Source organism: Streptomyces sp. NPDC048275 (genome assembly GCF_040652275.1).
Taxonomy (GTDB): Bacteria; Actinomycetota; Actinomycetes; order Streptomycetales; family Streptomycetaceae; genus Streptomyces.
Genome location: NZ_JBEZLR010000052.1, coordinates 1 through 19156 on the forward strand (window position 1 = coordinate 1; position 19156 = coordinate 19156).

At 71.1% G+C, this 19156-nt stretch carries 23 protein-coding genes; 5 read left to right on the forward strand and 18 right to left on the reverse strand.

The window, feature by feature from the left end; genetic code table 11:
- Positions 1 to 382 precede the first annotated feature (382 nt).
- The 18 genes from AB0D57_RS27220 to AB0D57_RS27305 all read right to left on the reverse strand — a co-directional run bounded on the left by AB0D57_RS27220 (position 383) and on the right by AB0D57_RS27305 (position 13360).
- Positions 383 to 1405 (reverse strand): SpaA isopeptide-forming pilin-related protein, encoded by a 1023-nt coding sequence (locus AB0D57_RS27220; protein ID WP_362078239.1) that lies wholly within the window; start codon positions 1403 to 1405, stop codon positions 383 to 385.
- Between the two features lie 37 nt (positions 1406 to 1442).
- Entirely contained in the window at positions 1443 to 2231 is a 789-nt protein-coding gene (locus AB0D57_RS27225) for a DUF317 domain-containing protein (protein ID WP_362078242.1), read from the reverse strand.
- Positions 2232 to 2283: 52 nt separating this feature from the next.
- A complete protein-coding gene (locus AB0D57_RS27230) occupies positions 2284 to 2772 on the reverse strand; it encodes a hypothetical protein (RefSeq protein WP_362078245.1) in 489 nt (162 codons plus the stop codon).
- A 29-nt stretch (positions 2773 to 2801) separates the two neighbouring features.
- Complete coding sequence (locus tag AB0D57_RS27235) at positions 2802 to 3674, reverse strand: DUF317 domain-containing protein (protein WP_362078248.1); 873 nt, start codon at positions 3672 to 3674, stop codon at positions 2802 to 2804.
- On the reverse strand, positions 3671 to 4900 hold the full coding sequence (locus AB0D57_RS27240; RefSeq protein ID WP_362078251.1) for an ATP-grasp domain-containing protein: 1230 nt from the start codon (positions 4898 to 4900) through the stop codon (positions 3671 to 3673). Before AB0D57_RS27240 ends, AB0D57_RS27235 begins: the two co-directional genes overlap by 4 nt.
- A gap of 52 nt (positions 4901 to 4952) precedes the next feature.
- Positions 4953 to 5255: a hypothetical protein gene (locus AB0D57_RS27245; protein ID WP_362078254.1), complete on the reverse strand. Its 303-nt coding sequence runs from the start codon at positions 5253 to 5255 to the stop codon at positions 4953 to 4955.
- Between the two features lie 32 nt (positions 5256 to 5287).
- Entirely contained in the window at positions 5288 to 6523 is a 1236-nt protein-coding gene (locus AB0D57_RS27250; protein ID WP_362078257.1) for an MFS transporter, read from the reverse strand.
- Positions 6520 to 7023 carry a regulator gene (locus AB0D57_RS27255; RefSeq protein ID WP_362078260.1) on the reverse strand — a complete coding sequence of 168 codons (504 nt, stop codon included), beginning with the start codon at positions 7021 to 7023 and terminating at the stop codon, positions 6520 to 6522. Before AB0D57_RS27255 ends, AB0D57_RS27250 begins: the two co-directional genes overlap by 4 nt.
- The gene (locus AB0D57_RS27260; protein WP_362078263.1) at positions 7020 to 7862 is read right to left on the reverse strand and encodes a helix-turn-helix domain-containing protein; all 843 of its coding nucleotides are present in this window, start codon (positions 7860 to 7862) and stop codon (positions 7020 to 7022) included. Before AB0D57_RS27260 ends, AB0D57_RS27255 begins: the two co-directional genes overlap by 4 nt.
- A 43-nt stretch (positions 7863 to 7905) precedes the next feature.
- Complete coding sequence (locus AB0D57_RS27265) at positions 7906 to 8319, reverse strand: hypothetical protein (RefSeq protein WP_362078266.1); 414 nt, start codon at positions 8317 to 8319, stop codon at positions 7906 to 7908.
- 10 nt (positions 8320 to 8329) lie between these two features.
- Positions 8330 to 8773 carry a hypothetical protein gene (locus AB0D57_RS27270; protein ID WP_362078269.1) on the reverse strand — a complete coding sequence of 148 codons (444 nt, stop codon included), beginning with the start codon at positions 8771 to 8773 and terminating at the stop codon, positions 8330 to 8332.
- Positions 8770 to 9252 (reverse strand): hypothetical protein, encoded by a 483-nt coding sequence (locus AB0D57_RS27275; RefSeq protein WP_362078272.1) that lies wholly within the window; start codon positions 9250 to 9252, stop codon positions 8770 to 8772. Before AB0D57_RS27275 ends, AB0D57_RS27270 begins: the two co-directional genes overlap by 4 nt.
- Positions 9253 to 9346: 94 nt before the next feature.
- Positions 9347 to 9694 (reverse strand): SH3 domain-containing protein, encoded by a 348-nt coding sequence (locus tag AB0D57_RS27280; protein WP_362078275.1) that lies wholly within the window; start codon positions 9692 to 9694, stop codon positions 9347 to 9349.
- Positions 9695 to 9842: 148 nt separating this feature from the next.
- On the reverse strand, positions 9843 to 10586 hold the full coding sequence (locus AB0D57_RS27285) for a hypothetical protein (protein WP_362078278.1): 744 nt from the start codon (positions 10584 to 10586) through the stop codon (positions 9843 to 9845).
- An 18-nt stretch (positions 10587 to 10604) separates the two neighbouring features.
- Positions 10605 to 11300: a hypothetical protein gene (locus tag AB0D57_RS27290; RefSeq protein WP_362078281.1), complete on the reverse strand. Its 696-nt coding sequence runs from the start codon at positions 11298 to 11300 to the stop codon at positions 10605 to 10607.
- Between the two features lie 18 nt (positions 11301 to 11318).
- Positions 11319 to 11804 (reverse strand): hypothetical protein, encoded by a 486-nt coding sequence (locus AB0D57_RS27295; protein ID WP_362078284.1) that lies wholly within the window; start codon positions 11802 to 11804, stop codon positions 11319 to 11321.
- Positions 11801 to 12352 carry a DUF4913 domain-containing protein gene (locus tag AB0D57_RS27300; protein WP_362078451.1) on the reverse strand — a complete coding sequence of 184 codons (552 nt, stop codon included), beginning with the start codon at positions 12350 to 12352 and terminating at the stop codon, positions 11801 to 11803. The genes AB0D57_RS27295 and AB0D57_RS27300 overlap by 4 nt, the downstream gene beginning before the upstream one ends.
- A gap of 252 nt (positions 12353 to 12604) precedes the next feature.
- Positions 12605 to 13360 (reverse strand): site-specific DNA-methyltransferase, encoded by a 756-nt coding sequence (locus AB0D57_RS27305; protein ID WP_362078287.1) that lies wholly within the window; start codon positions 13358 to 13360, stop codon positions 12605 to 12607.
- Positions 13361 to 13873: 513 nt separating this feature from the next.
- Between AB0D57_RS27305 and AB0D57_RS27310 the strand changes: the two genes are divergently transcribed.
- The 5 genes from AB0D57_RS27310 to AB0D57_RS27330 all read left to right on the forward strand — a co-directional run bounded on the left by AB0D57_RS27310 (position 13874) and on the right by AB0D57_RS27330 (position 19113).
- Positions 13874 to 15007: an NlpC/P60 family protein gene (locus tag AB0D57_RS27310; protein ID WP_362078290.1), complete on the forward strand. Its 1134-nt coding sequence runs from the start codon at positions 13874 to 13876 to the stop codon at positions 15005 to 15007.
- A 138-nt stretch (positions 15008 to 15145) separates the two neighbouring features.
- Positions 15146 to 15460: a DUF6112 family protein gene (locus AB0D57_RS27315; protein WP_362078293.1), complete on the forward strand. Its 315-nt coding sequence runs from the start codon at positions 15146 to 15148 to the stop codon at positions 15458 to 15460.
- Positions 15460 to 16149 carry a hypothetical protein gene (locus AB0D57_RS27320; protein WP_362078296.1) on the forward strand — a complete coding sequence of 230 codons (690 nt, stop codon included), beginning with the start codon at positions 15460 to 15462 and terminating at the stop codon, positions 16147 to 16149. Before AB0D57_RS27315 ends, AB0D57_RS27320 begins: the two co-directional genes overlap by 1 nt.
- Positions 16150 to 16185: 36 nt before the next feature.
- Positions 16186 to 17559: an ATP-binding protein gene (locus AB0D57_RS27325; protein ID WP_362078299.1), complete on the forward strand. Its 1374-nt coding sequence runs from the start codon at positions 16186 to 16188 to the stop codon at positions 17557 to 17559.
- Positions 17560 to 17640: 81 nt separating this feature from the next.
- The gene (locus AB0D57_RS27330) at positions 17641 to 19113 is read left to right on the forward strand and encodes an SCO6880 family protein (RefSeq protein WP_362078302.1); all 1473 of its coding nucleotides are present in this window, start codon (positions 17641 to 17643) and stop codon (positions 19111 to 19113) included.
- The last annotated feature ends 43 nt before the right edge of the window (positions 19114 to 19156 follow it).

Consider the following 19156-nt stretch of genomic DNA (forward strand, 5'->3'; position numbering starts at 1 on the left):
CATCCGCGCACCGTGCAGACGTACACACTGGGCTTCAAGATGGTCAAGGACGGAGACATTGACGCCGGGCCTGACGGCTAACGCAACGGCGTTGCACTACAGGGGACATGACCTCCAGGACAGAAGGCATGGTCGCGGGTGCGGGTAAGTCACGGCTCACGAAGTGCACCGTCCACCCGGGTCTACTCAACACCCGCGGACCCTAACCGGTCACTGACCGGCTGTACACAAAGGTGCAGCTCGGAGGGATCGCCGGGGAGAGAAGAGGGGTCGATCACTGCGGCAGCCTAACGAGAGCCGCGCGCGTGCGCGCACGACAGAGCCCCCGGATTCCAGGCGGTGGAATCCGAGGGCTCGGAGTCGTGAAGAGGTGGGGTGCGGGTTAGTTCTCGGTGGAGTCGTCGGTGGGGCTGTCCTTGCGGTTGCGGCGTGCCAGGAGAACGGTGCCTCCGCCTGCTGCGATCAGCACGCCGGCACCGCCGATCAGCCACGGTGTGGCGTCGGCTCCGGTGTGGGCGAGGGAGCCCGTCGGCGCCTTCGGCGTGGAGTCCCCGACAGGGGTCGCGGCCACGGACGAGGAGTCGGCATCTGGCGTGTGGCTGTCCGAGGCGGAGGGCGTGGCGCCTCCGGTTCCGCTGCTCGGCTCGCCGGGACTGGACGGGGAGTGGGTGGGCTTGTGCGTCGGCTTGTCCGAGGGGTCGGGCTTCGGGTCGGTGGCCGTCTTGGCATTCGTGACGGTCACGGTCACCGGGGCTCCGGGGCCCGCAGTGAACGTCTTCGTCGGCTTGTAGAGGTCGTAGCCGGCGGGGGCCTTGATCTCCTTGACCCAGAACTTCGTGCTGCGGCTTGACACGGGCAGCTCTCCGGAGGCCGTGCCCCTGGCGCCTGTGGTCAGGGTGAGCAGCGTGGAGGTGCCGGTGCCGATGTTCACGGTCGCGCCGGGCAGGAGCTTGCCGGTCTTGTCGTCCTTGGCCTGCAGGAGGACCTTGGCGGCCTTGAACGGGTCGGTGATCGTCAGCTGGGTGGCGTTGCCCGGGGTGACGATGACGTCCTGGTCGGCGACGACCTCGTGGAGCGGGCTACCGGACCCCGTCTGCTTGAGCCGGTAGATGTCCGGCGCGAGGTCGGGGAAGGTCAGCTTCCCCTGGGCGTCGCTCTGACCGCGTCCGGCTTCCTGGCCGGTGGAGTCGAGCAGCAGGAACGCGGCGCCGGGCAGGGCGTCTCCGGCCGTGTCCTTCGTGGTGATCTCGACGCTGCCCGCGTCCGGGGCCGGGGTCTCGGCGGGAGCGGCGGAGGCCGAGGGGGGCGGTTCGGAGGGCTCGGCGCTGGCGGCCGGCGCCCAGGTCAGGGTGCCGGCCGCCGCAACGGCGACGGCAGCAGCGGATCGAACGAATCGTGCGTGCACGAGGAAGAGGACTCCTTGGGGCAGGGGACGGGGAAGGTCATCGGGTGTGGCCAGAGGCCGGGGCGGGAGGTGGCGGTGCGACGGGTGGGTTGATGTTCGGTTGCTTGCCTGTCGGAGTGGCGACGTAGAGGGCGCGGCGGGTCTGGGTGGGGACGTCCTGGACAGTGCGCCGCAGTGGTTCGGTGGAGATGAGCGAGGCGGTGAAGGCCGCGACGAGCGTGGTGGGCGTACCGAAGGAGAAGCGCGCCGTCCAGTGCGGCTCACTGGGGTACCCACCCCAAGCCCGCCAGGCCAGCTCGCTGGAACCGCCGGTGGCGTAGCGGTGGCGTACACCGCCGAGTCCCTCCGGGGTGAGGAAGGTCTGGGTGCCGTCGGTCTTGACGGCATGGCTCCAGCCGCAGGTGAGCAGCGGCGCGTACGCCTCGTACGGCGGTGTCACGTCCTGGAACAGCCGCTCCTGGCCGCTGTACCTGTCCTCGAGATAGAGGTCGAGCAGCTCGCTGTGGACGTCGTGCAGCAGTTCGGCGGGGGTGGTGGCGTCGAAGGTGACCCGCCAGGCCGGCGGGGTGAACGGCGCCTTGTGGGCATTGATGGTCCACGTGCCCCTGCCGGGCTTGTCGGGCTGGGGGTCGAAGGTGGTCTGCAGGCGTAGGCATGGGCTGAATGCAGCGGCCGTGCCTGCATCGGTCTGGGCGAACGGCCAGCCCTCCTCGAAGGGGAAGGCCCACACGACGCGGGGGTCGACGGCGCCGGGACCGGCGAGGTGACGAGGCAGGACCTTCACGCTCTGGGCCGGGTCGAGATTCTCAAGGGGGTGGGTGAGCACGGGCGGGGCTCCTGCGGAGGAAGGACGGACTGCCGGCTTGGAAGGGCGCGGCTCAGCGAGTGCGAGCGCCGCCGCGCGCGGTCGGCGGGGCGGGAGCCGTGTGCGTGCTCCTGTTGGCAGCCCGGCTCGGCGCAGACGCCGCCCATGCCCCTGGGAACCAGACAGCGGTGTATTCCTTGATGGCGTCGCGGAGCCCGATGAACTCAGCCCCCTCCCAGGGTGGTTGACCGGCGCGGCGGTACTTGTCGAAGGTGCCGCGAGTGGAGTCGTTCAGGGGCCTGTTGCTGGCCACGTCGCGGCGGTCGAAGGTGCCGTGGTCCAGAAAACTGAGGGCGACCGCGTCGATCTCGCCGCGGTCCGGGTGGACGACCGCGAGGCGTAGACCGCCGTAAGTGTCCGCGTAGATGGTGCGGGTGAAGTCGATTCGGAGCCGAAGGTGCGCGCCTGGAGTCGGCGCGGCGAGGTAGGTGTTGCCCACGACGGTGCTGTCGTGAAAGGGGAGGCGGAGTTCGGCGAAGAACTCAGGGGCTTGCAGGGACATGGAGGATCTCCGGTCGGATCAGGAGCGTGCTACCGGCGCGGGCCGGGCAGAGCCGGTCGGCTGGTGGTGCTCCAGCGCGGGACGCTGGCCGCGGGCAGCGCAGCCGGACGGCGGGAGGAGACGGCCCGCCGCACGTCGAGCGGAGTGGGAGCCGCCGGGCCGGGCGGGAGGATCGGGGTGAGTTGGGCCATCCCCTTGATGTAGCTGGAGGTCACCTCGCGCCACCGGGGCAGGGGAGCCGGATCGGCGACGCACTCGGTGACAGCGGTGAGCAGAGCGACCGGGGTGTCGGTGCTGGCCGTGGCATACCAGACGGGCCGGTCGATGGACTTGCCCGCCCACAGCTGCCAGCGGGCCTCCCGCGTGGTCAGCTCGGCTTCCGGATCGAGGTCGCCGGTGGTGAACTCCATCCCGGCGTGCCCGTCCGGGGCCTGGACCGCGAAGACGCCCCAGCGCGGACGGTCGATCTCCCAGCCCTGCTTCAAAAGCGGCACGACCGCGAGGAAGGGATCGTGCTCGTCGATGCCGGAGACCGGCCGGGCAAGGTAGGCATCCGGTCCCTGCTCGTACGCCGTGGCCAGGACCGTGGTGAACGCCTGGACGAACTCGGTGGGAACGCGGTCGTTGAAGCAGACGCCCCACGCGGGCGGGCCGAAGGAATCCTTGTAGGCGTTGATGCGCCAGAGTCCGTCGTCCTCGCCTTCGGGCAGGTAGCCCAGGCGTACGCGCTGGTCCGGAGCGCTCAGGTACACGTTGGAGTCCTCGTCGTACCGCAGGTCCCAGCCGAGGTCGAGCAGCGGGGCGAGGGCGGGGTCGCCGGTTCCGGTGGTGGAGGCGAGGTGGCGCGGCCAGACGTAGACGTCGCCGTCGATGTCGTGGTGCGGATCGGGCTGTGTGTTCATCGGTCCGCCCTCGTGGTGACGGTGATCTCGTCAGCGGCGAGGTCGAGGCGTTCGGTGACCTCGGCGGTGGTGCGGCCGGTGACGATGTAGAACCCGGCGCGGGCGGTGAACAGGCCTCCGTCGGGCGGCAGGACGAGCTGGTCGCCGATCTCGCGGATCCACTGCACCTGGCGCAGCCAGGGGGTGTGGGCGGCGAAGGGCTGGTTGATGTGCCGGGCGGTGAGGGTGCCGGAGGTGTCCGGGTAAAGCATCCGGGTGCCCGCGGCCCCGCTGCGGGTCGGGGTGAGGTCCGGTGCTCGGCCGCAGGCGAGGTCGGCGGCGACCCTGGGCAGGTCGATGCCGGTGGCGAGGCGGACGAGGTGGCCGATCATGTCGCCGCCTATGCGCGCGTTGACCTCGATCAGTCGGGGCCTGCCGTCCACGAGTCGCAGTTCGACGTGCTGCACGCCGTCGGTGATCCCCAGGGCCTTGACCGCGGCAGCGGCGGCCGGGGCGACCTGGGCCAGGAGCGGGTCGGCGGCATCGACGGTGTGCCCGGTCTCGTCGAAGTACGGCGCGGGGCCCAGGTGCTTGCGGGTCACGGCGACCGCGGTCGTCACGCCGCGGTGGGTGACGCATTCGACCGAGACTTCCGGCCCGTCGAGGTACTCCTCGACCAGGACGCCGGTGTCCTCGCGGCTGCGGCTCGCGCTGGCCGAGGCGAATGCGAACGCGGCGGGCAGTTCTTCGGGCTGGTCGACGCGGATCACGCCGATGCTGCCGGCGAACGCCGCTGGCTTGATGACCGCTGGCAGGCCGAGGGTCATCGTCGCCAGGCCGGCCTCCAGCAGGGTCCGCGCCCTCATCGAGGCGGCCGAGGGCACGCCGTGGCGGGCGTACAGGGTGCGGGCCGTGGCCTTGTTGCGGCAGGCCCGCATCACCTCGACGGACGGCGAGGACAGACCGAGCGCGCGGGCGAGACGGGCGGTGGGGACGAGGTGCCACTCGTCCCAGGTGACCACGCCGGCAAGGTCGTGGCGCTCGGCCAGGGCTCGGCCTCCGGCGAGCAGTGCCGCGGGGTCGCTCAGATTGACCACGGTGTGGTCGACGATGAACGGCTTTTCCCACGACGGCTCGGTGCCGGTGAGCAGGACGACGTCGTACGCGGCGGCCACTTGCTCCAGGCAGTAGCCGCGATAGGTCTCGTCGCCGGGAGAAACGACGAGGACGAGGGGGCGAGCGGGCAAGAAGAGGTTCTCCGTATCGGTGGACGGCAGGACGAGAGAAGAGAGGGGTGTCTCAGGCGGCACGGCGGCGGCGCAGCTCGAACGCCGCAGCCCAGTGCGGGTGTTCGTCGATCAAGCGGCGGGCGTAGAGGGAGGTGTAGTTGTTGCTCAGCCCGGCGACTCCGTGGGGGAGCTGGCGGCGCAGGTCCTCGAACAGGTCCTTCAAGCTGACCCGGGTGGCGCCGGCGGCCAGGCGGCGGGCGGCCATGCGTTCCAGGGCCCAATAGACGTGCGGGTTGTGGGTGTCGAAGGCGTGGAACTGCTCGGTGATGGTGCGGCCGGTCGCGCGGTGCGCTCCGAAGGCGGCGATGGACATGAAGGTCTCCACAGGCTGGGGGCGCAGCGAGTTCAGGTGCGCAGGGCGGGATCGGTTCGCAGGCGGGCGAAGGCGCAGAACAGACCGAGGGCCTGCAGCGCGGCACAGACGGTGATGACGTGGCCCAGCGCGTCGGGCGGGGTGAGTGCGGTGAGCACGCCGGCGACGGGGAAGGGCAGCAGGAGGATGAGGATGGTCGCCGACAGGGTGCTGCCGAACTTCTCCGGAGGGATCAGGCGGGAGCGCAGGGTGCGCAGGACGACCGCTAGGCCGCCATCTGCTGCCATGAGGACCGCGACCAGGACCAGGTAGGACCGGTAGTCGGGGGCCTGGGCAGCGGCGAGACAGCCGAGCGAGGCGAAGGCGGCGCAGGCGGCGCCGACCGGCCACAGGCCGAGGCGGTCGAGCGCGAACCGGCAGAGCGTGACGCTGAGGAGCGTCGCAGCGGCAGCGGCGGACCAGACCAGGCCGACGGCGGTGGTGGACTGCCCGAAGTGCTTGACGACGATCACGGGACCGGCCGCTTGGAGAAAGCCGGTGGCCAGGTTGGACAGGGTCAGCCCGGTCACGAGCCAGCCGAGCGCGGGCAGCGAGCGGATGGTGCGCCACCCGGTGAGCAGTCCGGCGCCGGACTGCCCCTTTGGCGCACGGGCCGGTGCCACGGGCGAGGGCGGGGTGCGCAGGGCGAGCAGCGCAGCAAGCAGCGAGAGCACAGTGATCACCGCGAGCATCGACGGCGGCCCGGCAAGCAAGAGCACTCCGGCGAGCGCCGGACCGGCCAGGATCGCCGTCTGGTCGATGCCGAGCAGGACGGCCTGGACACGGTGGGCCCGCCGTCCTGCTCGGCGTCCGGCGGCAGCGCCCGCTGTCTCGGCCGCGATATAGCTGAACTCGGTGAGCACGCCGGTCGTCGCCGCCAGCACCATCACGGTCGCGCTCGCCACGGTGCCGGACGGGTGGAGGTGGAGCAGGACCGCACCGACGGCGAGAGCCAGCGCCCGGCCCAGGGAGGCCAGGTGGAAGACCACCGAGGCACCGCGCCGGTCGACAATCGATCCGGCCCAACCGAACGCCGCCAGACGCGGAATCCACTCCAGGGCGAAGGCGGCGCCCGTCAGCGAAGCGGATCGCGTCGTGGACAGGACGAGCAGCGGGATGCCGTAGGTAGACATCGCGAACGCCAACGCGTCCGCCGTGCGCGGCAGGTAGATGCTGCGCATCAGCCCGGCAGTGTGGCGTGCGTGCCGGGGTGTGACCGCTGCGCTCACGCGACCGGCTCAGGTTCGGACACCCTGGCTACCTGGGGGCTGTCGGCCAGCCACTGGATCAGGAGCGTGCGGATACGGGCCAGGCCCGCCTCGGCGTCGTCGTCGGTCCGCGGGGAGGGACCGTCGGCGCGCTTGGTGGTGAGCGATGGTGCCAACAGGTCAAGGACGTGCCGGATGCGGCTGCTGAACTCGCAGACGGGGGCCGGGACGGCGTGACGCCGGGCCCAGCGAGCCATCGCGTCGTACAAATCTGCCAACTCCGCTCCAGAAGCTGTGAGTTCCAGACCGGCGCCGGGCGCGACCCGGACAAGACCGTTGACGCGGGCTGTGTCGGAAGCGCTCCGCAGTTGATGCGTGGAGAGGTCGGGCAGGGTGTCGGCCAGCCGTCGCGGCGGTATGGCGCCGTTGTCGTCGATCTCGGTGATCAGGCGGATCAAGGAGCGCGAGGCGAGCAGTTCGACAGCGCGATGCGCTTCGGCAGAGGTGAAGGGGGTGCTCATCGGCGCGGGCCTCCCGCCGGGATTGCTGCCTTCGGGCGGGCGGTCGTGGCGTGCGAGAAGAGATCACGGTTGTGCCACGCCGGAGAGGACTGGAGTGTCCGAGCGGGTGGGAGCGCTGCGGGGGCCGGCCTCGACTGGCTGCTGACCCACGGCCTGGGCGCGGACTTCGCCTGCAGGTTCCCCCAAACCGGGTGCTGGGCGGCCTGGTCGAGGGGCTGCCCGGCAGCCCATGCGGACAGGGTGCCGAGCACGGCGCCCAAACCGTCACCAGCTGCGGACAGCCGGTAGGGCCGGCTCATGCCGTCGGTGTCGACCAAGCCGTCGGCGACGAGCTGCCGCAGCGGCGGATAGATGTTGGTCCAGTCGCTGCTGGGCATCACGATCCGTGCCAGAGCACGGCCGCTGACTTCCTCACGGGACTTGAGCACCCACAGGATGGCGGCGGCATGGCGCCGGGTGAGCAGGGTGAGGCTGTCCTCGATCTGCTCGATCGCGGGCAGCGGGCGGTCCGCCGTCTCCAGGTGTTCCTCGGCCCAGGTGACGATCACCGGCAGGACCGGCAGCAGGGCAACGCCACGTTCGGTGTGGCCGTAGGTCACGTGCCGTGCGGTGTGTTCGGTGCGTTCGACGAGTCCGGCGTCGCACAGTGCCTTGAGCTTGGGGTGGAGCTGGCCGTTCTGCAGCCAGGACACCTTGGCCGCCAGCTCGCTGTAGCGCAGCGGCGGGCCGGAGAGGGCCAGGAGGATCCTCACGTTCCAGCGCGGGGTGATCATGGCGAGGGCCTCGGTGACCCGGGCGATGTCGGCGTCGGTGTCCGGGGGCAGAGCGGTGATGGCCAAGGGAGGAACTCCTGGGTGAATGAAAGGGGGGATCGCCTGCGGGTCAGCGGTTGTGCGCCGGGCTCTGCGCCGCAAGAGGCGGGGCCGGAGCAGGCGGCGAGGGAGCTGGCGGGATAGGCGTCGGGGCCGGGACGCGGGCCAGGCTCTGCAGGACGGCGGCGACCGATGTGGCTTGGACGTCGCGGACGGCGACGGCTTCGGCGAGTCGGCGTGCACCGTCGAGGAGGTGGGATACCTCGTGCGGGCCGATCTGCCGCTCGGGGTGGATGAGCCGGGCGAGGTGGTCGCGGTGGAAGTCGATGCTGCGCTCGGCGAGGGCGAGGTCGTCGTGCATGCCGAGCAGGGCGGAGAGCATGCCGGGCGGCTGGTCCTGGGCGTGGGCTTCGAGGTCGGCGAGCGGTGCGCCGTACAGGTCCTCGATCCGTCCGGCTATGTCGGTGGACGTGAGGTGGGGCAAGCGGGGGCTTTCACGGTCGGCGGGCCCGGGCCGCCCCGGCACGCTGGCGTGCCGGGGCGGCAGACGGGGGCAGGGTTGCGGTGGCCCTGAGTTGTGCCGTGCGTACGGACCGGTCCTGTTGGACAGGCGGGGGCATGGTGCGCAGCAGCTCGCCGAGGGCGGCGCGGTAGCCGTCGCGGGCCTCCAGTGCTGCTTCCAGCCACTGCGCGTCGAAGCGGAGCTTGTCCGCCGACAGTTCGCCCATGTCGCGGTCCGGATCCATGTCGGCGTGTACGCGGTCGCGGACGCGTGCGACCTGCTCCTCGGTCAGCGCCAGGAAGGGCCGCAGCTCCAGGGCACGGCCGAGCGCGGGCGAGGCATCGTGGCCGACAGCCGCCTCGTACAGCTCGGGTACGGGCTTACCGAAGACCTGCTGCAGGTCGGCGTCCATGGTGCTGGCCTTGTCCCGGCTCATCGGGCAGCCCTTGCCGACCGCCACGCCGTCGCCGGTGCGGCTGTACCCGCGGGCCGGTTGGGGGCGCTGGTCTGCACCGCCGGGGCCGCGCGGGGTCGAAGGCGGGCGAGGCGCTCTGCCGCGAGGTCCTTCTTCCCTGGGGCGTCCGGGGCGAGGAGCCATCGCACGACCAGGGCCCGGCCGTCGCGGGCGGTGACGGCCGCGTTCACCCGGTGGGCGAGGCCCAACGTCGGGTCGTCGACCTCGCTGGGCTGGGTCTGCAGTGCGGCGAGGAGGTCGTCCTCCGCGCGCTCCAGCACGGACTGGGCCTCGACGAGAAGGCCGTGCCACTTGACGACGTCGGTGGCGTCAGGATTCGCGGTCGGCGCGGCGGCGAACGCGGCCTTCAGTTGGTCCATGCCCATGTCGAAGCGTGCTTCGATCCGTTCGGTGAGCACGCCCACGACATCCGCAGAATCCTCGGATATGCCGTCGGACAAGGGGGATCTCCTGTTCTGGATAGGCCGATGCCTACGGGGATGTGAGCGCCCGTACTGAGCGGACCAGCCGCTTGCCGGACGTGCTGAAGTCCGGTCAGTCCAGGCACATACGGACGTCGCGGTAGACGTACGTGCCAGAGACCCAGCCCTTGACGCCGGTCGTCTTGTCCGTGATGTAGAGCCAGTTGCCGCTCTTCTTGGAGACGGTGAACTTGTGGCTCTTGTAGAGCACGCCGAGCGCCGTGGACTTCGAGCTGGCCTTGGACCGGATGGTCACGGCCTTGGCGTGCACCGCGTACGGCAGCGGCGGCAGGGACGAGCAGCTGCTCGCGGGGGCCGCGGAGGCGGCGGTCGGTGCCGCGTTGGCAGTGGTGGCGGACAGCACCGGCAGCGCGAGTGCGCCGAGCATCGCTGCGGATATGGCAATTCGGGTGGAGCGCATGCGGAAGAAACCTCCGAAAAGGCGTGGGGAATGTGTGGAAGAGCGCCGCAGGGGTTGTCCCGGCGGCTGTATAAGAGTCCGGAGAATCGCCGGTTTGGCTAACCGGCGATCGTCGGCTATGTTGCGCCGCCCGCGTCGGGCTGAGCGCTCAGCGCGAACGGCCGGGCGGGCGCGGGACCGGGGCCTTTGCCACACCGGCCGGGCGGCTGGCGGCGGCAGCCGGGCGGACCGGTGGGAGAGGATCGGCCTCGCCCATGAGGCGGTCGTCGCACCACTGCAGGGCCTCACCCACCGTGTCGAAGCCGCCCTCGCGCAGGGTGTGCGTCCAGGTAACGCTGTCGACCTCTTCGACCACGACGCGGAACGGCGACGGGGCGCGCTCGTCCAGGGCGCGCAGGGCCACGACGACGACCATGTCGTCGGGATCGTCGCTGGTGTAGGAGTAGCCCATGGCGTAGTGGTCGCCGTCGCCGGCGAGGCGTCGCTCCAGCGCTCGCGTGGCCTCGTCCGCCGGCGGCGGGCCCAGCTCGGGGACGAGGCCGATGGCATCGTGCGGGCAGCCTCGGTGGATGAGCCAGGACTGCGCCATCGCGGGCAGCGGCAGCGGAGCCTGCTCGAAGCTGAACGTCTGCTTCTCGTAGTCCCGTTGCACATGGACGGCGAGCACCCGGGGCATGCCGGGGTGTCCCCAGGTCGCGGTGCGGTCGAACAGGACGTAGTAGCTGCGCGGCCCGTCGTGGTGTTCGGCGAGGGGGACGAGCATGTCCTCGTGGACGCCGACCTTGCGGTAGAAGTCGAGGTACTTCGCCTCGTCGGCGTCGAGGTCGTCCAGATCGAAGTCGACTTGGGGGATGGGCTTCCGGACCGGCGCCGGATCGGTGGAATACAACAAGGGGCCTTTCGGTGGAGTTCAACGCCGCTGCGCCGGAGTGGACGGCGATGAGCCGGGGCGAACCGGGACCTTCGGCGCCTGCGTCGTGGGGGTCCGGCGGGCAGCGAACAGTGCGGCTCTTCCGCCGTCGGTGAGCGCGACCGGCTGGCCGGCGTGTACGGGGTGGCCGGTGTCCCGGGCGACCAGGCCGGCGTCCTCCAGCCGCCGTAGCTTGGCGTGCGGGATGCGGGTGCCGGAGGCGGCTGTGACGGACCGGCCGGTCAGCAGGTGTTCGTAGAGCTTGGCGCCGCCGGCGATGGCGAGCAGCGCTGCCTGGTCCTCCGTCGAGAGCTGCTGTGCGTCGGGCGCGGTGGACGCTGCTGCGGCTTCGATGGGTTCGAGGGCGGCGAGCACCGCCCGGGCGGCGGCGTCCCGTGCGTCGGCAGCCTCTTCCAGCTGGTCCACGGTGCGGTCGATGCGCGTGAACAGGGCGCCGTCGACGTCGAACTCGCCGCTGGAGAGGCGGTTGAGGAGGCACAGGTAGAAGATGACGCCGGTCTGGGTCTTGGCCAGTTCCCGGTGCCGGTCGACCAGCAGGGCGTGCTGCTCGTCGAGGACGCCGCGGTCGCGGTAGGCCCACAGGGTGTCGATGTCGTGCCCGGTGGCGGCTTCGAGGCGATGGTCGAGCGGGGAGACCGCACGCCGGGTGGGTGTCGGCGCGGGTTCAGGGGGCATAGGCGACGCTCCGTGCGTTCAGCGGGTGGGGTGGTGCGCGGGGTTCGGTGCGGGACGGGGCAGACCTGGCGTCGCGGTGGGCGGCGGACCGGGCCGGGGAACGGGCGCGCGGGTGGCCAGCTGCGGGGAACGGGAGCGTGCCGCGTGGGTGCGGGCGCTCAGCGGCCGGCGAGCCACGCCCAGACGGCGGCCGACCTCGTCGTAGACGTCGTTGCCCGCTCGCGGCCGGATCGCGACGACGTGGATCTCCTTGGGATGGACGGATTCCGCGGGCGCCGGGCGGACGGCGTAGACGACACGCCAGTCCTTGCGCGAGTCCACGAACAGCTTCCTGAAGCCCTCCAGGTCACCGTCGAGGCGCAGCCCGAAGCGCTCGGCGTTCACGACTTCCTGCAGATAGGCGAGGGTGAGGTCGCGTATGTCGCTGGGGGCCTGGAGAAGATCGGTCAGCGCGCGCGGGTCGAAGCTCAGTCCGAAGGCGGGCTGTCCCATTCCCGCGGTCATGACGCCGGCCCGTCCGGCTCGGCGGGCCCGGCGGCTTCCGCGGTGGCCGCTGTCTCCGTGCGTACGGACGGCGGCGGGCCGGGCAGGAGACGGTGTGCGGGCCGGTCGGGAGAGGTCATGCAGGCTGACAGCGGGCCGCCCGGTGCGCGAATCGCCGCGACGGCGTGGGTGAGGAAGTCCCGGTGCCACACGAACAGGCCGGAGAGCCCGGCTTCGGGGTCCTTGTGCTGCTGGTAGGCGAGCCACAAGGCATGGAGCCAGGCCACGACGTCGTCGTGCTCCTGCCACTGCAGGCACCACGGCGCCGCGGTGGTGACCTCCGCCCCATAGACCGGGAGGAAGAAATCGTCGACCCAGTCGGACAGGGCGTCGAGTTCGTCCTCGCGTTCCTCTCCGTCCAGTTCCAGGATCGGGCGGGGCTCCGGCGGAGCGGCGGCAGGCGGGCCGCCGAGTCCCGGCATGCCGAACGCGGCGAACGGCGATCCGCCCGGCGACGGGGCGGACGCGAGATGGTCGAGCTGCTGAGCCTGTTGCGCCGACTGCTCCATGAGCCGCCGCACGCTCGCCTCGATTCCCTCCAGCTGCGGATCCGGAATACGAATCGGCTCCAACTCTCCATCGTCGGCAGGTTTTGCGGATTCGGGCATTGAGAAGTTCGGCCTCCTACGAGACACGGAATGAGGGACATGCGAGGGGTGCCCTCGCGCGGCACCGCGGGCGGATCGCACGTTGATCCGGCCGTATTCCGCCGACGGCTGCGTGTGGGAGCCGGTCGCCGTGGCGACGGGCAAGGACACGGCTCAGACGGTGAGAACCACGTCGTCTTGCGAGAGGGTCTCGCGGATCGTCTCGGTGAGCCGGTCGGCCGCGATCGACGCGTAGTGCTCGGTCTTCTCCACGCCGATGAAGTCCCGGCCTTCCAGCAGGGCGGCCACACCCGTGGAGCCGGAGCCGGCGCAGAAGTCGAGGACCGTGCCGCCCTCGGGGCTGATCTTGACCAGCTCGCGCATCACCTCGACCGGCTTCTGCGTGATGTGCCGGCGCTTCGCGCCCGAGGGCTGCGACGCCGAGTACATGCCGGGCAGATAGACCGGGTTGCGGGAGCCGTCAATCGGCCCCTTGCTGGCCCAGACGATGAACTCGCAGTTCTGGGTGAACCGGCCCTTCTGGGGCCTGGCCTGCGGCTTGTGCCAGGCCAGGACACCGCGCCACAGCCATCCGGCCGCCTGGATCGCGTCCGTCGTGGTCGGGAGTTGACGCCAGTCGGTGAACAGCAGCGCGGTCCCGCCGGTCTTCGTGAGCCGGTGGGCTTCGGTCATGATCTGCGTCAGCCAGAACGAGTAGGACCTCTGGTCCATGTTCTCGCCGGTGAAGTCGGCGAGGTCGTTCTTGGAATCGGCGGAGGTGTACTTCTGCTTCGCGGAGCGGGTGGTGCGCTCCTTCGCGGTCCGACCCCCGCTGTTGTACGGCGGGTCGGTGATGACGGAGTCGACGCAGCCGTCCGGAAGGCCGGAGAGAACGGCCAGAGCGTCGCCCTGGTGAAGGGAAAAAGGCAAAGAGGAACCCCGATTCGGGTGCGGAAACGCGGAGGGAATTAGCCGCCTCGCACGGGAGTCCTCGCGGACCGGAAGTGGGCATGCAGAAGCCCAGGACCGCAGACCGAGGAGGCGAGGGGGAGTCCAAAAACTGTAGAGGCGAAACCGCCGACGACCAAGAAGTGCCGTGCCGAGGTGCCGGATTCCGGCACCTCACGCCGACTTTTTGGTCAACCGCCGATCCGCGCCTACTGTTTTTGAACCGCCCGGCGCACACCGCCGCTGGCTACTCCCCTGCCACACCTCACGGAGGTACCCCCTGCCCTGGCACACCTAGCTCACGGCCCGGCCACAGGAAGCGAGCGGCAACTCGCCCACACCGGCCCGCCTCCGATCGCCCGCCCCGGCCGCCGCGCCCTTCCGACACGCCTCGCGCACGCGGCACGCCGGACACCGCACCCCCAAGGACACGTTCATGACGTCTCGCTACCCACCCATGCCCGATACCGCTGACCGGGCAGCGGTCCGCTCGAGTTGAAGGGGCTCGCCGCCGGCATCGGCGTCGTCTTCCTCTCCCCGATCCTGATCGCCGGCACCGGCATGATGCTGGCCTCCTCGGCCGACGCCGTGCAGAACAGCGGCTCCTTCAGCAGCTGCCTGAGCGACATCGACAGCGACAAGGTCGCCGAACAGGTAACCAAGATCCTCGACGGCGCATCCGGTAAGGACGTGCACGTCGAGGGCCTGGACCTGCCCGCCGAGCAGGTCCCCAACGCCCAGACGATCGTGGCCGCCGGCCTCTCGCTCGGCGTCCCCGAGAAAGGGCAGATCGTCGCGCTCGCGACGGCGATGCAGGAGAGCCGGCTACGCAATCTCGGCTACGGGGACCGTGACTCCCTCGGTCTGTTCCAGCAGCGTCCCTCCCAGGGCTGGGGCAGCGCCGAGCAGATCCGCGACCCCACCTACGCGAGCGAGCAGTTCTACAAGCACTTGCTCAAGGTGGACGGCTGGCAGCAGATGACTGTCGCCCAGGCCGCCCAGGCGGTGCAGAAGTCCGGCCTGCCGGACGCCTACGCGCAGTGGGAGAAGCTGGCCACCGCGCTGCAGGCCGCCATCGCCAAGACCTTCCCCGGCGGCGCCGATGCCGCGGACGGCAAGGACGCGGACCAGGGCAAGAAGCCGACGACGAGTACGACCGGCTGCGCGCCGGGCCAGGACGGTTCCGGATTCGGCCGCATCCCCGAGGGCAGCGTCCCGAAGGGTTACTCGATCCCCAAGAACGCCGATCCGAAGGCCCGCAAGGCCATCGCCTGGGCGATGCAGCAGCTCGGCACGCTCTACCAGTGGGGCGGTTCCTGCACGAACTCGCACGGTCCCGACCCCATGGGCCGCTGCGACTGCAGCTCGCTGATGCAGCAGGCGTACGCGCACGCCGGCGTCACGCTCACCCGCACCACGTATACGCAGGTCAACGAGGGCAAGGCGGTCTCGTCCGCCCACCTCAAGCCCGGTGACCTGATCTTCAGCCGCGGCAGCGCCGCACGGCCGGAGCACGTCGGCATGTACATGGGCGAGGGCCTCGTCATCGAGGCGCCGCGCACCACCAAGCCGGTCCGGATCACCCCGGTCAAGGACTGGACGATCCTCGCCGCCCGCCGCGTCCTCTGACGCCGCACCCGCCCGGCATTTCCCCGGACGGCCCGGAGCCGCGGCCACTTCCGCGCCCTTCGCGCGCCTCCCCCTCCGCTTTCCCCTTCCCCGCCGGCCCTCGCTGGGCCCGCGTATGCAAGGAGCCCCGCCACACCTATGTCCGTCCCTCTCGCAGACCGCGTCATTCAGCTCGCCTACGACCCAGGAATCTCGCCCCAGGGCGGTGGCCTGCCCGGCCTGAGCGTGCTGAAGAACGTCGTCAACAGCATCAATCTGTTCGGCATCATCGCCGTCGTCGGCGCCCTCGCCGTTTCGCTCGGTGTCTGGGCCTGGGGCCACCACACCGGTGGTCACCAGGCCGAGGCCAACGGGAAGAAGGGCGCCGTGGTCGCCGCCGGTGCCGCCCTCGGTCTGGGCGCCGCGAACGGCATCGTGGCCTTCTTCTCCGGCCTGGGCTCGCAGGTCCACTGATGCGGAAACGATCCCCCTCCCTCTCGCTGTCCTCGTACGGCTCGGGGTGGTCGGCCAACCGGCGTATCACAATCGCCGCCGCCGTCGCTGTCCTGCTCGCCGTCGCCGGGGTTGTCGCCCTGCTGACCGGCAGCGGGAACAGCCACCAGGCCCCGGGCACCGCGGCGCCCGCTCCGACCGGCAGCCCGTCCTCCTCCGAGGCCGCACCGAAGCCCGCTTCCGGATCCGGGTCGGTGCCCGAGCCGCCGCAGATCTCCGAGCCGGTCGCTTACGCCAAGGCAGCGGCCCAGATGCTGTGGTCCTATGACACCCGTGGCACCAGCCGCGACCAGCAGCTCGCCGGTATGCGCGCCTGGATGACCACCGAGCCCAAGTACGCCGACTGGGCCTCCGTCTCCGGCCAGGTTCCCGACCCGGTGCTGTGGTCGCGAATGGCCGACCAGGACCAGCACGCCACCGCCAGCGTCACCGAGGGCCACTATCCCGGCGCGTTCAAGCAGGCGCTGGCCGAGGACCCGTCCGCGATCACCGAGGCGTACATCTACGTCGTCACCGTCAACGGCACGCAGCACATCGCCTGGAAGCAGCGCGGTGGCGGGGCCGAGGAACGGGCGGTGACCCTCGCCGTCCAGTGCCGCCCGAGCCACGACTGCACCCTGGCCGCCATCGCTCCGAGCGTCACGCAGTGACCCGCGCCTGAGACACGAAAGGAGGAGTAACTCCCCGTGGGTTTCTGTGATTACCCCCTGGCCGACAAGCTGTGCGCGGTCGGTGACGCGGTGGATTTCGCCTCGGACCCCGGCAAGGCCATCGGCGACTGGATGGCGAAGTCCGCCGGTGAACTGGCCGCCGCCGCAGCCGATCTGGCCGCCGAGGCCGTCGACACCACCACCAAGGTTGACCTCAACGCCGGATGGTTCCGCGACAACTACGAGACGCTGCTGCCACTGGGCCTGGTCCTGCTGGTCGCCACGTTCTGCGCACAGCTGGTCCGGGCCGCCATCCGGCGCGACGGGCAAGCGCTGACACAAGCGTTCACCGGCACCATGAGCGGCGTCCTGTTCGCCTTCTGCGCCATCGCCCTGACCACGGTGGCCGTCGAAGTCGTCGACGCCGTCAGCGACGGCCTGTTCAAGACCGCGCACCTGAACATCGAGTCAGCCGTGCGCCGCATCGTGAAGGTCAACCAGATCGGGGGACTGTCCGCCCTGGGCTGGCTCGTCCCGGTCGTCGCCGGCCTCGGCGCCGCCATCGGCGCCTTCCTCTACTGGTGCGTGATGATGGTCCGCAAGGTCGGCATCCTCGTCATGGTCACCCTCGCCGTCTTCGCGTCCGCCGGCGGCGGCTGGGAAGTCGCCCGGCGCTGGCGCAAGGGCTGGATCGAAGCCACCGCCACCCTGGTGGTCTCGAAGCTGCTGATGACCGTGATCTTCGTACTCGGCATCGCCGCCATGGGCAAGACCGAGGCCAAGGACGGCATCGCCGCCCTCGCCGACGTCATGTCCGGCATCGTGATCATGATCCTGGTGCTGCTGTGCCCGTACGCGGTCTTCAAGTTCGTGCACTGGGCGGCCGACGGGACCGACGCGGAGTCCATCCACCGTGCAGGCGGCGCCGGTGCGCAGATCGCGAAGGCCCACGCCGAGAAGGCCGCCCGCAAGGCCGCCGCTGCCGCGGCCACCGCCGGAACCGGTGGTGCTGCCGCCGGCGCGGGTGCCGCACCGCAGGGCCCCGACGGCGGCGGGGGATTTCCCGGCGACATCGCTGCTAACCCGACCGGCGGAGGCGGCGAGAGCAAGGAGGGATCGCAGAAAGGCGGAACGGGTGCCTCGCCCGGTGGCGACGCGGTCAAGTCCCGCCTGGAGAAGGCCGTCCAGCCCGCGCCGACCAGCGTGTCCGACGACACCAGCGGCCAGGTGGGAGGCAGCCCGGGGCCTGGCGGATCCGGCGCGAGTACCGCGTCAGGGCAGAGCGGCGGATGGCAGTCCACTCCGCCGACCACAACCCCGCCGCCGCAGGGCGCACCGCCGCCCCCCAGCAGCCAGAACGCCCCGTCCAGCGGGGCGAGCGGGCCACCGCCGCCTCCGACCGGCCTCTGATCCCCTGCCCGACTCCCGGGGGCGGGACGTGCACGCGCCCTTCCGCCCCCGGGTTCCACCCGCGCCTCCAGGACCCGCCCCATGACTGATCTCTCTGTCGCCCCGGTCACGGTGAAGTTCCCGCACCGGTCCCGCCGCGGCATCCTCCTCGGCCTCTCCCTGCCCCAACTCGTCCTCGTCTCCTGCACGCTGGCGCTGCTGTTGATGACGGTGATCTCCACCGGGCTGCTCGGCGCCGTCGCCCTGGCGCCGCTGTGGGCGGCATCCGGGGCACTCGTCGCGATCCGCCGGCACGGCCGCTCCCTCATCGACTGGGCGCCGATCGTCACCCGGTACGCGCACCGCCGCCGCACCGGCCAGACTCTCTGGCTCGCCCGGCCCGTCACCCGGCCCCGACAGGACGGCGTCCTCCATCTGCCCGGCACCGTCGCCTCCCTGAAGGTGGTCACCCCCGGCGACTCCGCCAACGGCGCCGCGGCCGTCCACGACCCGCACCAGCAAACCCTGACCGCCATCGCCCGCGTCACCAGCCGCGCCTTCGCGCTCCTCGACCCCGCCACCCAGAACCACAACGTGAGCAGCTGGGGGCGCGCGCTCGCGGGCATCGCCCGCACCGGGCACATCGCCACCGTCCAGATACTGGAACGCACCGTCCCCGACAGCGGCGACACCCTCACCCGCCACTGGACCCACAAAGGGCAGCCTGACACTCCGGTCGCCGGACAGATCTACTCCGAGCTGGTCGCCTCGGCCGGCCCCGCCGCCGCCCCGCACGAGACCTACCTCGCCATCTCCCTCGACCTCAAGGCCGCCCGGCGCCTGATCAGCCAGGCCGGCGGAGGGCTGCCCGGTGCGTTCACCGTCATGGAACAGACCACCGCCTCCATCGCGCAGGCCGCCCGCAACGCAGGTCTCCAGGTCACCGGCTGGCTGAGCGCGCGGGAGATCGCCGCCGTCATCCGAACCGCCTACGACCCGAAAGCCCTCGCCGCGCTCCAGCAGTGGTCCGAGACCGGCCGCGCCGAGGCCGACCCCGCCGCCGCAGGTCCCGTCGTCCAGTTCGAGGAGTACGACCGCCTCGCTACCGACAGCGCACGGCACGCGACCTACTGGGTGGAGAACTGGCCGAGGACCGAGATGGGGGCCGGGTTCCTGCACAGGATCATGTTCACGGCCGGCGTGCGCCGCAGCCTCTCCCTCATCTACGTACCGCAGGGGCTCGAGTCCGCACTGCGCGACGTCCAGCGCAAGAAGGCCGCGATCATCGCCGACGCCAACGAACGCGCCCGCCGCGGCCAAGTCGATTCCGAAGAGGATTCCGTCGAGTACGCCGACGTCAAGCAGCGTGAACGCCAGCTCATCGCCGGGCACGCAGACGTGGCTCTGACCGGCCTGGTCACCGTCACCGCCGAGACCGACGCCCTCCTGGACGCCGCCTGCGCACAGATCGAGACCCACGCCGTCACCTCCGGCGTCGACCTGCGTCGACTCAACTACCAGCAGCCGGACGCCTTCGCCCTCACCGCGCTCCCGCTCGCCCGCACCGCCCTGTGAACCAGCCGCGCCCGTGCGCGCCCGGCCCCACTGCACTCCGGTT

What these genes read in the sequence shown, in the direction of transcription:
- AB0D57_RS27255 (WP_362078260.1), bottom strand. Translation starts at nt 7,023, where the DNA reads ATGAGCACCCCCTTCACCTCTGCCGAAGCGCATCGCGCTGTCGAACTG.
- AB0D57_RS27300 (WP_362078451.1), bottom strand. Translation starts at nt 12,352, where the DNA reads ATGGAGCAGTCGGCGCAACAGGCTCAGCAGCTCGACCATCTCGCGTCC.
- AB0D57_RS27280 (WP_362078275.1), bottom strand. Translation starts at nt 9,694, where the DNA reads ATGCGCTCCACCCGAATTGCCATATCCGCAGCGATGCTCGGCGCACTC.
- AB0D57_RS27330 (WP_362078302.1), top strand. Translation starts at nt 17,641, where the DNA reads ATGACTGATCTCTCTGTCGCCCCGGTCACGGTGAAGTTCCCGCACCGG.
- AB0D57_RS27315 (WP_362078293.1), top strand. Translation starts at nt 15,146, where the DNA reads ATGTCCGTCCCTCTCGCAGACCGCGTCATTCAGCTCGCCTACGACCCA.
- AB0D57_RS27235 (WP_362078248.1), bottom strand. Translation starts at nt 3,674, where the DNA reads ATGAACACACAGCCCGATCCGCACCACGACATCGACGGCGACGTCTAC.
- AB0D57_RS27320 (WP_362078296.1), top strand. Translation starts at nt 15,460, where the DNA reads ATGCGGAAACGATCCCCCTCCCTCTCGCTGTCCTCGTACGGCTCGGGG.
- AB0D57_RS27295 (WP_362078284.1), bottom strand. Translation starts at nt 11,804, where the DNA reads ATGACCGCGGGAATGGGACAGCCCGCCTTCGGACTGAGCTTCGACCCG.
- AB0D57_RS27290 (WP_362078281.1), bottom strand. Translation starts at nt 11,300, where the DNA reads ATGCCCCCTGAACCCGCGCCGACACCCACCCGGCGTGCGGTCTCCCCG.
- AB0D57_RS27230 (WP_362078245.1), bottom strand. Translation starts at nt 2,772, where the DNA reads ATGTCCCTGCAAGCCCCTGAGTTCTTCGCCGAACTCCGCCTCCCCTTT.
- AB0D57_RS27270 (WP_362078269.1), bottom strand. Translation starts at nt 8,773, where the DNA reads ATGAGCCGGGACAAGGCCAGCACCATGGACGCCGACCTGCAGCAGGTC.
- AB0D57_RS27245 (WP_362078254.1), bottom strand. Translation starts at nt 5,255, where the DNA reads ATGTCCATCGCCGCCTTCGGAGCGCACCGCGCGACCGGCCGCACCATC.